General features: G+C 62.7%; 10 protein-coding genes and 1 pseudogene. 5 read left to right on the top strand and 6 right to left on the bottom strand.

The features are described 5' to 3' along the window. Window positions 1-95: 95 nt before the first annotated feature. The 5 genes from GTW58_RS12340 (at window position 96) to GTW58_RS12320 (ending at window position 5,645) form a co-directional block, all read left to right on the top strand. Window positions 96-1,268, top strand: a complete 1,173-nt coding sequence (locus GTW58_RS12340; RefSeq protein ID WP_119933739.1) for an acyl-CoA dehydrogenase family protein — start codon at window positions 96-98, stop codon at window positions 1,266-1,268. Window positions 1,269-1,480: 212 nt separating this feature from the next. Then, window positions 1,481-2,206, top strand: coding sequence for a hypothetical protein (locus GTW58_RS12335; protein WP_157980595.1), 726 nt, complete (start codon window positions 1,481-1,483; stop codon window positions 2,204-2,206). Then, window positions 2,203-3,123, top strand: coding sequence for a HesA/MoeB/ThiF family protein (locus GTW58_RS12330; RefSeq protein ID WP_119933737.1), 921 nt, complete (start codon window positions 2,203-2,205; stop codon window positions 3,121-3,123). The genes GTW58_RS12335 and GTW58_RS12330 overlap by 4 nt, the downstream gene beginning before the upstream one ends. Window positions 3,124-3,689: 566 nt before the next feature. Further along, entirely contained in the window at window positions 3,690-4,511 is an 822-nt protein-coding gene (locus GTW58_RS12325) for a Cof-type HAD-IIB family hydrolase (RefSeq protein ID WP_119933740.1), read from the top strand. Between the two features lie 105 nt (window positions 4,512-4,616). Then, window positions 4,617-5,645 carry a lactonase family protein gene (locus GTW58_RS12320; protein WP_119933736.1) on the top strand — a complete coding sequence of 343 codons (1,029 nt, stop codon included), beginning with the start codon at window positions 4,617-4,619 and terminating at the stop codon, window positions 5,643-5,645. A 105-nt stretch (window positions 5,646-5,750) separates the two neighbouring features. Here the strand turns inward: GTW58_RS12320 and GTW58_RS12315 are convergent, their stop codons facing one another. From GTW58_RS12315 to GTW58_RS12290, 6 genes and pseudogenes are all read right to left on the bottom strand, one after another. Further along, entirely contained in the window at window positions 5,751-7,844 is a 2,094-nt protein-coding gene (locus GTW58_RS12315; RefSeq protein WP_119933735.1) for an NADPH-dependent 2,4-dienoyl-CoA reductase, read from the bottom strand. A gap of 263 nt (window positions 7,845-8,107) precedes the next feature. Beyond that, window positions 8,108-8,749: a hypothetical protein gene (locus GTW58_RS12310; RefSeq protein WP_119933734.1), complete on the bottom strand. Its 642-nt coding sequence runs from the start codon at window positions 8,747-8,749 to the stop codon at window positions 8,108-8,110. A gap of 205 nt (window positions 8,750-8,954) precedes the next feature. Further along, a pseudogene (locus GTW58_RS12305) lies at window positions 8,955-9,709 on the bottom strand (alpha/beta hydrolase). Window positions 9,710-9,772: 63 nt separating this feature from the next. Next, window positions 9,773-9,994, bottom strand: a complete 222-nt coding sequence (locus GTW58_RS12300) for a hypothetical protein (RefSeq protein WP_157980594.1) — start codon at window positions 9,992-9,994, stop codon at window positions 9,773-9,775. Window positions 9,995-10,089: 95 nt separating this feature from the next. Continuing rightward, complete coding sequence (locus GTW58_RS12295) at window positions 10,090-10,467, bottom strand: serine/threonine protein phosphatase (RefSeq protein ID WP_189587298.1); 378 nt, start codon at window positions 10,465-10,467, stop codon at window positions 10,090-10,092. Between the two features lie 127 nt (window positions 10,468-10,594). Further along, complete coding sequence (locus tag GTW58_RS12290) at window positions 10,595-11,935, bottom strand: NupC/NupG family nucleoside CNT transporter (protein ID WP_342453318.1); 1,341 nt, start codon at window positions 11,933-11,935, stop codon at window positions 10,595-10,597. Window positions 11,936-12,236: the final 301 nt, after the last annotated feature.

Below are 12,236 nucleotides of genomic sequence, written 5' to 3'. Positions count from 1 at the left end.
CGACATGATCTGACCAGTCTCCCTGCCCGCAACCACGGGCGACAGGACGACTCCCAGAACCACCGGACCTAAAAAACGGGGTCAGCCCAACCGCATTGCGCAATGAGGTCCGGGCTTTCGCCCAGGACGTGGTGCGTCCGCGCGTTACCCAGAACGACGCCGATGCCGCCGATGTACTCGACTGGGAGATCGTGCAAGCAGGCCACGACCTCGGTCTCACCCGTTTGGTCGTTCCCAAGGCGTTCGGTGGCCTTGGCTACGGCATCAAAGCCGCAGCGATCGCCCTCGAGGAACTCGGTGCCGTGGATGCAGGTACGGCCTTGATCTTCGGCGCCACACTCCTGGGGCAGGCTCCACTCCTGCTCTCGGGCGACGAGCAGCTTCAGGGGAGGTACTTATCCCGTTTCGCCTCCGACAAGGCCGTCCTTGCATGTAACGCCATCACTGAGGAACAAGCCGGGTGCGATCTCCTCATTCCCGAAAACACGCAGTTCGCTGAATCAGAGGTGACTGCTCGTCCGGATGGTGATGACTATGTCATCTCGGGGCGCAAGAGGTTCATCACTAACGGTGCAGTCGCAGATTTCGGCAGCGTCTACGCAAACATCTCCGGAATGGCTCCGGACCAGGGCTACACGTGTTTCGTCGTACCGTTCGAGGAAAACGTCGAAGTCGTCAAGGTGGCCGACAAGATGGGCTACCGCGCATGTCTGGGAACGGAGATTTACTTCCACGACGTCAGGGTTCCGGCCACCAACATCATCGGTCAGGTGGGGCTGGGGGTCGAGATCAACATCCAGCAGATGAATATGGCTCGCTCCACGGTCGCCGCACTGTCCACAGGTGTGGCGCGTGGCGCATTTGACCTTGCGGTGAAATTCGCAGGCGACCGCCGCCAGGGCGGCAAGCAACTGTGGGAGCACCAGTTCACCGCACGCAAGATCGCTGAGATGACGGCCAAGATCGAATCCGCCCGCCTGCTCTACCTGCGCGGGGCCGACGTCGCCGACAACCAGATTCCGGTTCCGGCGCTCGAACCGGCCGTGGCGAAGATGCACGCTGACCAGATTTCGATCGAAGTGGCCGAAACTGCGATGTCCATCATGGGGGCCCGCGGTTACCTGCGTGAATACGGAGCCGAAAAGTACATGCGCGAAGCCTTGGGGGCTCGGATCTATGAAGGGACACCTGAGGTCCTTGCCCTGGCCATCACCCAGTCCGTCATGAACCCTGATGAGGACTTCGAGGAAGACGGTGATGAGTGGTGACTACGCAACTGGCAGACCCAATCGCCGGTCCGATCGTCAGGACCTCGGCTGAAACCTTCGCAGCGCAGGTCATTGCCCTGCACGAAAGACTGACCTTTGAAAAATTGGTCCCAAGCCTTGACGGCGTCCCCATCCATCTGCGACGACGACACGGGTACACGGTAGTTGCCTTTCGGCACGACCAGACTCCCCGTAGGTACCAGATAGGAATCATGGGATTTCGGTTGGCGCAATACCTGAAGCTCGGTTGGGCTAGTCCAGAGGTGGTCCATGACCAGGGAATGTTCTGGGAGGACGTGGACCACGCCTCTCCGAACGATTTGCATATCGTTGCCATGGACGATGCCACGGGAGCGATCATTGGGTACTTGGGGGCTGCCTTCATTGCAGACGAGAACGATGACCGCAAGTTCACGGCCGAGAATCGTCCGACTTTTCCTGTGGAAGAGGCTCACGGCATCGACATCAGCACCTGGCTACCATCCAGCAACCTGCGCTTGGGCGATGTCATGGAGATCAAACGATTCGTCAAGGGCCCGAACATCCCGGATTCCATGAAGTTCCTGGTCCCTCTGGAGCTGGTCCTGGGACTCATGGGTCTGACGGTCAACCGGTCCAGGCCCATTCCATGGGCGGTTGGTGATCTCGAAATGCATGTGGCGCTTCGACACCTGAAGGCGTTCGGAGTGGACACCGAGGTGATTGCAGGCACCCACCCCTCACTGCCTTCCGATGATCCCATGTGGCCTATGTACGTACGTCGTCGAGAAGTGCTGCCGTTCATCGGCCGAATCCAGGCCCGGCCGCAGATCAATCACTCTTTCGAGGCCATTGACCACGCTTTCGCCAGCGGGGACATGAAGACCTGTCTGCACGGGTTGATCATGGCCGGCCACGCCACGACAGCAAACAACCAGGACAGGCAGGCCCGACGATGATTGACCTCGACCATGTGGAAGAACGGGTATCCATTGATCTGGACCCGCTCGCTGAAGCAAGGTACGCGGAGTTCTCTCTGCGCAACCGTCCTCTGATCGACAGCCAATGGCAGCAGAAATTCCGGGAGGCCGTCATTCTCGTGGCCGGTTGCGGGTCGACCGGCGGTGCAGCTGTGGAACCCCTGGTCCGGCTGGGTGCGGAGAATCTACGCCTCTGTGAACCCGGGACATTCGAGTTGAACAACCTCAACCGTCAATCTGCCACCACTTCAGATCTCGACCAGAACAAGGCTGTGGTCTTGCAGGAACGTGCCGAACGCATCAACCCTGCGGTCCACTGTGAGGTCAACACCGAAGGCATCACCTCGCAGAACGCTCATGCGCTCGTGCGTGGGGCAGCTGTGGTGGTCGACGGAGTGGACGTCACAACGATGAACGGGTGGAGGGCGAAGTACTTTCTGCACGAAGCGGCCTCCAGAGCCGGAATCCCTGTGGTGGTGGGTTACGACATGTCCGGGGTCCAATACATCCGGACCTATCGCTACCGTGCGGGTGATCGGCCCTTCGACGGTGCCATCAACTTATCGGACCTCCGTTCGGAGACGCATTGGCGGCTGCTTCACAAGGTGGTACCCGTGCGAAAAGTGCCCATCGACCTGCTCCAGGGACTGAGCACAATGAAGGGTGATGAGGGATTCCCCCAGCTGGTCTACACGGCACTCATGTTCGGTGCGGCCGCGTCCCGGATTGCGTTGTGCCTGGTGGCAGGTCATCCAGTTGCCAAAGAGGTGGTACTGGACCTTCATTCGGAGGTGTTGCCTGCTCCGGCTCGACTGCGTGCACGGATAACCGCTCCACTACGTCGCGCAATGCTCCTTGATCGAGTCCTCCCGCAGCTGGTTCCGCAGCGGAAGTAGCCCTTGAGACGCATGACGTCGGGCCGGCCGTGCCCGACGTCATGCGTCCGACTTCGGAGTCATGTTGGCTTGGTGGTAGCGGCTGGTGCGTTCCGCACTGGTGAGGACCTACCAATGAAGGTAACGAGAACTTTATGGCCGCTCCCTGTCGTCCCGCCAGTGGTGATTGCTGATCCGAGGGTTGTTTTGATTCTTGAGTTCACGATTTACATACCCGCGTTATCTTGGGGTGGGATTTAAATAATCCCACACTGCAGCTTTTCGGGGGCTGGCGATAAAATCCATCATCCTTCGTGATTGCGGTCATGATGTTTTGCATTGGACCTGACTCGGGCAGTGGGTCGGATGGCTTGCAGTGATCGTTCTTGCGGATGCCTTCTTTGCTCAAAACCCCTGTCGGCGGCGGCGCTCCATATCTGTGGAGGGTCAACGGTAGGAGCTGATGCTGAAGATTGAGCAGCGTACTAAGTCTTGAGCAAGTAGCGTGTGGTGTGAGGAAGCAGGCCTGCGGATCAGTCTGCTGGCCGCTGGTGAAGACCTCCACTCAACCCGAGGAGAACTCCCGCATGACTGATTATCGCCTGGTTGCCTTTGACATGGACGGCACCCTGCTGGATTCCACCCGTGACTTGCAGCCCGGCACTCGCCGTGCCTTTGAGGCCATGCGTGCTGCCGGGACTCGGATCATGTTGGCCTCTGGGCGGCCGATCCCCGGTTTGGCCATGCTGGCCCGCAGGCTGGATCTGGGGGAGAACCTGGTGTTTGCCGGGATGAATGGTTCTGTGGTTGTGGATCAGGCCACGGGGGAGGAAATTGCCCGGCATCCGCTTCCAGCCGACATCGCCAAGGACCTGATCACCAGGGCCCAGGCGCACGGAATCATGGTCATGCTCCCGCACGGCAACGAGCTGATCGTGGAGGATGCGACGCATCCGCGGGTCCAGTACGAGGCCAACGGAAACGACCTCACCGTTCGCGTCGTCGACTCCCTGGCGGATTTTTGGGAGGCACCCACCAAGGTCCTGTTCTGCGCCGAGCTGCCTGACCTGGCGCCGCTGCACGAGGAGCTCATGCGCGACTTTGCCGGACGGATCGAGCTGGCGTATTCATCCCACATCTACATGGAGGCCACTGCGGCCGGTGTGGACAAGGGTTCCGCCATCACGGACTTCTGTGAGGCCAATGGGATCACACTGGAGCAGGTGATCGCCTTTGGGGACAACGGCAACGACGTCAACATGCTGCGCACCGCCGGTCTGGGCGTGGCCATGGCCAACGGCATCCCAGAGGCACGTGAAGTTGCCGACGTGGTCACCACCTCCAACGACGACGAAGGCATTGCCCGCGTCCTGGTCCAGCATTTCGACTTCGAGCTACCCACGGCATGAGGGTGTTTGCCACCCGCTACGGCCGTGTTGGAATGGTGTGAACCGTGATGCACGCGGCTGTGTCTGGCTGGGCACTGGTGCCGTACCGATGAATGGAGATGACCGATGACTGCTGACTCCCTGGTCCTGGTGGCCAATGCCGGTGAGGGAAGCATCTCCGTGTTCCGATGTGACGGGGACTCCCTGCAGCGCCTGTCCGTGACCCAGGGGCTGACGGGTTGCTCCAACTTTGCGGTTGATACGGAGCGCAACCTGGTCCATGCCGCGGTCAAGGGTGACCCCGCGGGAATCGTGACGTTGAGCCTGGACCGCGAGTCCGGACAACTGGAGCAGGTGGGTCGAGTGGATCTGCCGCAGGGCGGGATGAACTACCTCTGGCTCACTCGCGGCGCAACGGCCCTGCTGGGGGCTGCCTACGGCGCCGGTTACGGCATCACGGCACCCGTGGACGGAACCACAGTTGGTGCACCCGTGTCCACGGTCGAGTTCCCCAACCTCCACTCGGTTGCCACAAGCTCTGACGGCCGCTTTGCCTACTTTGTGTCCCTGGGCGCGGATCTGGTGGCGCAGTACGCGCTCGCTGATGACCTCACGCTGACTCCTCTGGCATCGGAAACCGTTGCCGCCCCTGAAGGTTCCGGTCCACGCCACCTGATCTTCAACAAGGCCGAAGACACTCTCTACGTGCTGACCGAGTTCTCCGGTGAGGTCCTGCGTTTCAATCGAGACACTGCCACGGGTGAACTGACCGCGGTGGATGCCACCAGCTCCGTGGATCCCGATGCCGACTTGCAGCAAGGAGTTCTGGGCGGTGACCCACTGGATGAGCACGCCATCTGGGGTGCGGACATCCACTGGGGTGCCGGGCAGAACCACCTGTGGGTCTCAGAGCGCACCGAGAGCACCCTGGCGGCCGTGGGAGTTGCTGCTGATGGCTCCCTGACCCCGCCGTCGGACTACGTGGTGACTGAAACCCAGCCGCGGGGGTTCGCCACCAGTGCTGACGGCCGCCTGCTGGTGGCAGCCGGCGAGCGTTCCACCGAGGTCTCGCTCTACGCCGTGGACGGTGACCAACTGCAACTGCTGGACCGCGCGGAGACCGGCAAGGGCGCCAACTGGGTGCGCTTCGTCTGAGCGCGGCAGCGCCCGCTGCGTGAGATCACCACGTACTGATGAGATGACACCCAACTGCAGGTGACCTCATCAGTACGTGGTGATCTCAAGGGCTTTACCTGGCGCTCACAATTCCGCGGCAAGGCGGGTGCCCTGGTTGATGGCTCGTTTGGCGTCCAGCTCGGCAGCGACGTCGGCGCCTCCGATCACATGCACGCTCACTCCGCGCTCGCGCAAGGGTGCGGCAAGTTCATTGCGGGAGACCTGGCCCGCGCAGATGATCACGGAGTCAACGGGCAGCACAACGGGGACCCGTCGTTCCGTCCCTCCGCCATGGTCAGCCACGTCAGCGCCGTCGAGCCGCCCGGACAGTTCCTGCACCGCGGGAGAATCAGCGGGCAGGGTGAGGTGCAGGCCGTCGTCGTCAATGCGTTCATAGGTGGCCGCCGAGATCATCCGCACGCCCTTGTGTTTCAGGGAGGCCCGGTGCACCCAACCAGTGGTCAGACCCAGGTCCTTGCCGATGGCCGTGGAGCGCCGTTGCACCAGGAACACTTGACGCGGGGACGGTTCAGGTGAGGTGGGGCCCAGGCCACCGGGTGCGTTGCCACCTGTCACACCCCATTCCGACTGCCAGCTCGGCAGATCCAAGGTGGGGGAAGTCGCATGGGTCAGGAACTCGGAGACATCCACTCCGATCCCACCGGCGCCCATCACGGCCACCCGCGCGCCGGGCTCCCGTTCACCGTTCAGCAACTGCGGATAGGTGATCACGCACGGGTGATCCAGACCAGGAATGGACGGCACGCGGGGTGCCACGCCGGTTGCCAGGACGACGTCGTCGAACCCGCCGGAGACCAGCTGATCTGCGTCAACCTGAGTGGAGAGGTGGACCGTGACTCCGGTCAGTTCCAACTGGCGGGTGAAGTAGCGGATGGTCTCAGAGAATTCCTCCTTGCCGGGGATCCGCTGGGCCAGCGCGAACTGTCCACCCAGATGATCTCGGGCTTCGAACAACTCCACCCTGTGACCGCGCTGGGCCAGAGCCACCGCACAGGACAAACCTGCCGGGCCGGCTCCTACCACCGCAATGCGTTTGACGGTCCGCGTGGGGCCAAGCGTCAACGTGGTCTCGTGACCGGCCCGCGGATTGACCAGGCACGTGGCGCGTTTGTGCGCGAACGTGTGGTCCAGGCAGGCCTGATTGCACGCGATGCACGTGTTGATCTCATCAGCTCGATCCTCCCCGGCCTTGGCCACCCACTGCGGATCAGCCAGGAACGGACGGGCCATGGACACCAGATCGGCCTGCCCATCAGCCAGGATGGCTTCTGCCGTTTGCGGCATGTTGATCCGGTTGGATGCCGCCACGGGGACCTTCACCTCAGCCCGTAAAGCTGCTGTGACCTCAGTAAATGCCGCTCGCGGCACAGACGTGACAATGGTGGGCACACGTGCCTCATGCCAGCCGATGCCCGTGTTGAACACGTCCACTCCGGCAGTTTCCAGCTCCCGGGCCAGGGCCGCCACCTCCGGCCAGGCCTGGCCGCCGTCCACCAGGTCCTGCAGAGAAATCCGGTACATGACCAGTGAGTCCGGGGCCGCTGCCCGGACCGCTCGGGCCACCACCACCGGGAAACGACGACGACGCTCAGCATCCCCGCCCCACTCATCCGCCCGCTGATTCGTGCGTTCGACCAAGAACTGATTGAGCAGATAACCCTCCGAGCCCATGATCTCCACACCGTCATACCCGGCCTCCTGGGCCAGGGTGGCAGCGCGGGCAAAGGACTCGATGGTGTCCGTGATCTGTTGCGGAGTCATCTCCGCAGCCGGATACCTGTTGATGGGTGCCTGGGACGCGGAGGGTGCCACAGCATCCGGGTGGGCGGCGTAGCGGCCCGCGTGCAGCAACTGCAGCAGGATTTTCCCACCGGCTTGATGCACTGCGTCGGTGACGGTGCGGTGCCGGGTGGCTTGCTCCGTCGTCGTCAAACTGCCGCCACCGGGGTAGAGGACACCGGTTTCATCCGGACTGAAGCCTCCGGTGACCACCAAAGCGGCACCGCCGCGGACCCGTTCGGCAAAGTAGGCGGCCAGCTCCGGGAACTGTTCCGGTTCATCCTCCATGCCCGTGTGCATGGAGCCCATGATCACGCGGTTGGGCAAGGTCAGGCAGCCCAGGGTGACAGGTGTGAACAGGTGGGGGTAGGCGGTCATCTGGATCCTATGGTGCAGTGCGTGGCGGCCCGCGGTGGAGCCAACCGTGAGGCGGCGGTGTGGGCCGGGTCACCACTGTACGCAAGAATCCGTGTTTGGTGGGACTTCGGGTTTCGATAACTTCTGGGTCAGGTTTGCTGTTGGTGGCTACCGGTGCGGCGTATGGGCATGGAAAGAGGCCGCCGCGGATTGGGAAGATCGCGGCGGCCTCTGGCTGAGGGCGGACGTGAGGGGCAGCGGCTCACGGCACAGGAGGAACCTTGTCAGTAGGTGATGGGCGTGAAATCCATGGTGGCGGTCTGCGTGTACGGGGTGCCGCTCTTGACTGCTGTAGCTCCCCCCACTGCGGTGGCGGAGAAGGAAAACACGCCCGCAGATCCAGGGGCAATCGCCTCCGGGAAGGTGATGGTGATGCTGGTTGAGGTCTGCGTGATCACCGGGGTGGGCAGGTTCTGTGTGTAGAGCTCGGGCTGGATGGCACCAAAGGCCTTGAACCGGTCAACACCCAACGGCTGACCCATGGTGGTGGGATTCGTGTACGAGGAGTCAAAGGGAATCTTGATGGTGGCCCCGGCCTCCGCGCCGCCGCCAGTGGACGGAAAGCCGACCGGGATGCGCCAGTTCAGGATCTGCTCTCGGTTGGCAGTGACCCAGTGCTGGATGGACATGGCGCCGGGGGGTGTGGACTCCAGTGTGGCCTGGGCGTCAAAGTTGGCGTTCGAGTAGTCCGGGTCCGTGTAAACAATGCGGGACTGGGCAAACCAGGAGGTTGCCTCGCACTGGGAGGCGGCGTAGGCCGGTGCTGCTCCAGCAACCATGATGGCGGGTACGGTCCGGGCCGCTCCCCGAACCACGGTGCGTCGGGATGGTTGGGTGCGCGGGGACGCGGTGGGACCGTTGGTCATGAGGGCTCCAAGGGCTGAAAATCGGGGAGAACAGCTCTCGACGCATCGAGTCGCCGAGTGGAGCACAGTGTATTCCGGCAGCATCACATCCAATGCACCTGAAATGTATGTTAAGGAATGAGCCTTGTTGTTCCTTGTCAGCCCGTGATGATCTGGTGTTCAGGTCTTCTGTTGATGCGTCACAATGTGATGGGCTGTGCATCAATCAGGCGTGCAAGCCACGGCGCAGGGCCTCAACCTTCTGATCCCGGAACGCCCGCATGGACGCAGTCATGGGGTTCAGGAATTCAGCGGCGTGATACATACCGAATTCAATGTGAAGTTCGCACGGCACCCCCGCGGCTTGGAGACGGCGGGCGTAGTCCACGTCCTCGTCATAGAACAGATCCCGATCACCCACGCCGATCCACGCGGGGCCAGCCCCTCCAGGTTCTCCCGCCGAGCGGGGGCTGCGTATTCGGGGGCATGGTCCATGCGGGGCTCCCTACCCAAGTAGGCACTCCACCCAAACGCGTTGGAGGCACGTGTCCACACGAACTGACCGCGACGTGGATCAACATGGCGCAGCGTGGTGCGGTCATCCAGCATGGGGTAGATCAACATCTGGAACTTCACGGGCAGCCCCTGATCGGCTGCCTTCTGCGCAACAGCAGTGGCCAGCCCGCCCCCGGCCGATTCGCCGGCCACTGCCAGGCGATGCGGGTCAATTCCCAGGTCAGATGCCAGTTCGTGCATCCAGGTGAAGGCGTGGAAGCAGTCGTTGAACCCGGCGGGAAAGGGGTGTTCCGGGGCGAATCTGTAATTCAGGTTGACCACCCTGGCGCCCGCTTCCTTGGCGATGCGCAAGCAGGTCAAGTGGTTCTGCTCCGGGGCGCCCGTGACCAGGCCACCGCCGTGGATCCACAGCACTCCGGGAGTTGGGCCCGCGGTGTGGCGGGGTTCGTAGAACAGAACGTCCACCGCGGGCTGATCCTGCGTTGCCGGGATCTGCACCTGACGGCATTCCACGGCCTGGGTGCTGAACTACAGCGCCGGCGCCAGAGCCTTGAACACTCGGCGCCGGGTGTGGGCTGCATCCTTGGTGACACCGTTCTGCAGGGCAAACAAGGCTGGCGACCGCGATTCTGGGGCCACGCTGTGCAGTTCGGACGAGTTCTTGGCAATCAGCCGGGCTGACCAGGCCGCAAGTGCGGCAGCAGGGGCGCCCACCATCAGCGCTGCGGGAAGTCGACGGCGCAAAGTCATCAGCTCTCCAAGTTCTGTTGGGTCTCACCCACCCGTCCTCATCGCCGAGTAGGCCGTTCGATGGTCCCTGACTAGTTCAGCGGTGATCAAACGGCCTACTCGGCGGGTGGGGAGGTGTGGAGTTCAGCGGCCGGGGACGTGATCCGGTGGACCGTCCCGTAGACGTCCATGGCACCGAAGTCATCCACACGGACCACGACGCCGTTCGGCCCGGTTTCCTGAATCGTCACCTTGACCCGCCGCCCGTCGGGGAGGTCGATCCACCATGGTTCGGCCAAGTGCCGCAGTCCATTGACCTCCAGACGTTCTTCGGCTGTAGCCAAGTCGGTGGGTTCTCCCAGTGGGCGTCCCAGGAGGTCGATGGGGAGGAAATCGCCGTCGTCGGTCAGCACAATTGTGCCGACTGTCTCGCCGTCTGAAGCCCTGATGTGTTGGAAGGACTCCTGGGAGGGGTCTGCGCTGTGGGTACTCATGTCCCAAAAACTACAGCCATGAGCCGCCACCCCCTCCCGCCGAGTAGGCCGTTTGATCGCTCCTGACTGGTTCAGCGGCGATCAAACGGCCTACTCGGCGATGAGGGCAGGTGAGGACGGGGGCGTGTCAGCCGATGAGCATGCCCGCGATGGCCGCGCTCATCAAGTTGGCCAAGGTGCCGGACAGAACGGCCAGCAGCCCCAGGCGGGCAATACGTTTGCGCTGGGTGGGGGCCAGTCCGCCCAGGGCGCCGATCTGGATGGCCAGGGTGGCAAAGTTGGCAAAACCGGTCAGCGCAAACGTCACGATCGCCTGCGTCTTGGCGGAATAGTTGGCCACTTCCGGACCGAACGCGCTGAACGCCACGAACTCGTTGAGCACCAACTTTCGGCCCAGGTAGCTGCCGGCATGAATGGCCTCGTTCCACGGCACGCCAATCAGGAACATGACGGGGGCGAACACGTAGCCCAGGATCTGCTCCATGGTCAGCGCGTCCAGCCCGAACACCCCGCCCACAGCACCCAGAATGGTGTTGACCAGGGCGATCAACGCAATGAAGGCCAGCAGCATGGCACCAACGTTTAGCGCCAGCCCCAGACCCTCACTGGCCCCGCGGGCGGCGGCATCGATCACGTTGGCGGGTTCGTCGTCATTGGTGGTGGACTGGTCGGCCACTTGGTCCACGGTCTGGACTTCGGACGGGGCTTGGGAGTCGACGACGTCGGGTGTTTGCGTCTGTTGCCGCCGACTCAGTTCCCCGGCGGATTCCGTGGCCGCGCCCCGCTTGCCACCGCGTTGAAAGGCCCCCATGAGGCCCTTGCGCTGTTTTGGTTCGGTTGTGGTGGTGCTGCCGTTGCCCTGCCATTCGGCACTCTCCAGGGCGCCGGCGGGATCAATGATCTTGGCCATGAACAACGCCCCGGGAGCGGCCATGAAACTGGCCGCAATCAGGTACTGCAGCTCCGCGCCCAGCAGTGAATAGCCCACCATGACGGAGCCGGCCACGGTGGCCATGCCACCCACCATCACGGCAAACAATTCGGAGGTCTTGAGGTTGGGCAGGTGGCGCTTGATCAGCAGCGGCGCCTCGGACTGGCCCAGGAAAATGTTGGCCGCGGCATTCATGGACTCAGGCACAGTGGTGCCGAGCAGCTTGGCCATGGCCCCGCCGATGATCTTGACCACCCACTGCAGGACCCCGATGTAGTAGAGCACCGCAGTCAGGGAGGCGAAGTAGACGATCACCGGCAACACCTGGAAGGCGAACACGGGTCCGTCCTCCGGAAGCACCGGGCCGAACAGGAAGCTGATACCGGCGTTGGCGGAGTCGATCACCGCTTGAACGCCGCCGGTTAGGGTTTCCAGCGCGACTCGGCCCCACGGGACGTACAGCACCAGGACACCGAACAAGATCTGCGTGAGCAGCGCCAGGCCCACAGTGCGCAGCTTGATCTTGCGGCGGTCCACGGAAAAAGAACAGCGACGGCGATGATGAAAATCATTCCGCCCAGGCCCCACAACACGTTCATGTCGACACCCACCGTCCGGCTCGGTTGTTCATCAACACCATCTCACAGTGAGGTGGCATCCCTCACGGCCAGCCCCTCACAGTAAGGCCCCCTCACAGCCGAGTAGGCCGTTTGATCGCCCCTGAATGGGTCAGCGGCGATCAAACGGCCTACTCGGCGGGAGGGGGAGGGTGCTTCTATGGTTTTCGTCAAGCGGCTAGGGCCACGGTGGGCGGGGTGGGTTCTTGGTAGAAAGATCC

Source organism: Kocuria subflava, assembly GCF_012163155.1.
Lineage (GTDB): Bacteria > Actinomycetota > Actinomycetes > Actinomycetales > Micrococcaceae > Kocuria > Kocuria subflava.
This window is presented reverse-complemented; position numbering and strand designations above follow the sequence as displayed.

What these genes read in the sequence shown, in the direction of transcription:
- GTW58_RS12335 (WP_157980595.1), top strand. Translation starts at nt 1,481, where the DNA reads ATGGGATTTCGGTTGGCGCAATACCTGAAGCTCGGTTGGGCTAGTCCA.
- GTW58_RS12330 (WP_119933737.1), top strand. Translation starts at nt 2,203, where the DNA reads ATGATTGACCTCGACCATGTGGAAGAACGGGTATCCATTGATCTGGAC.
- GTW58_RS12325 (WP_119933740.1), top strand. Translation starts at nt 3,690, where the DNA reads ATGACTGATTATCGCCTGGTTGCCTTTGACATGGACGGCACCCTGCTG.
- GTW58_RS12320 (WP_119933736.1), top strand. Translation starts at nt 4,617, where the DNA reads ATGACTGCTGACTCCCTGGTCCTGGTGGCCAATGCCGGTGAGGGAAGC.
- GTW58_RS12315 (WP_119933735.1), bottom strand. Translation starts at nt 7,844, where the DNA reads ATGACCGCCTACCCCCACCTGTTCACACCTGTCACCCTGGGCTGCCTG.
- GTW58_RS12310 (WP_119933734.1), bottom strand. Translation starts at nt 8,749, where the DNA reads ATGACCAACGGTCCCACCGCGTCCCCGCGCACCCAACCATCCCGACGC.
- GTW58_RS12300 (WP_157980594.1), bottom strand. Translation starts at nt 9,994, where the DNA reads ATGACTTTGCGCCGTCGACTTCCCGCAGCGCTGATGGTGGGCGCCCCT.
- GTW58_RS12295 (WP_189587298.1), bottom strand. Translation starts at nt 10,467, where the DNA reads ATGAGTACCCACAGCGCAGACCCCTCCCAGGAGTCCTTCCAACACATC.